This is a genomic window from Pseudomonas sp. FG6, assembly GCF_057809015.1.
This window is the reverse complement of the sequence record NZ_JBMDJD010000090.1, coordinates 1-427: the sequence shown is the minus strand read 5'-3', so window position 1 is coordinate 427 and position 427 is coordinate 1. Positions and strand designations below refer to the sequence as shown.

At 46.6% G+C, this 427-nt stretch carries 2 tRNA genes; both read right to left on the bottom strand.

What is annotated here, in order from left to right:
- Window positions 1-152 precede the first annotated feature (152 nt).
- A tRNA-Ala gene (locus tag ACODSJ_RS24735) sits at window positions 153-228 on the bottom strand.
- 10 nt (window positions 229-238) lie between these two features.
- Window positions 239-315: transfer RNA gene (locus ACODSJ_RS24730), tRNA-Ile, on the bottom strand.
- Between the last annotated feature and the right edge of the window lie 112 nt (window positions 316-427).

Sequence of the window (427 nt, the reverse complement as noted above, 5' to 3'; positions counted from 1 at the left end):
ACCTTAGCCTGATCACCACCAGTGAAAGTGGATCACAGTCTATCTTTCTATCACATACCCAAATTTTTAAAGAACGATCTAATCAAAAGACTAGAAATCAATATTCACTTCAGAATATTCATTTCTAAACTCTCAAGCTTCGAAGCAGTTTATGGTGGAGCCAAACGGGATCGAACCGTTGACCTCCTGCGTGCAAGGCAGGCGCTCTCCCAGCTGAGCTATGGCCCCATAACAAAATTGGTGGGTCTGGGCAGATTCGAACTGCCGACCTCACCCTTATCAGGGGTGCGCTCTAACCAACTGAGCTACAGACCCAATTTCGAGCTTGTAACTGCTAGCGTGAGCTATCAGCTTGGAGCTTAAAGCTGCTTCTATCGTCTTCTTCAATGAATCAAGCAATTCGTGTGGGAGCTCATGAAGCCGCTGC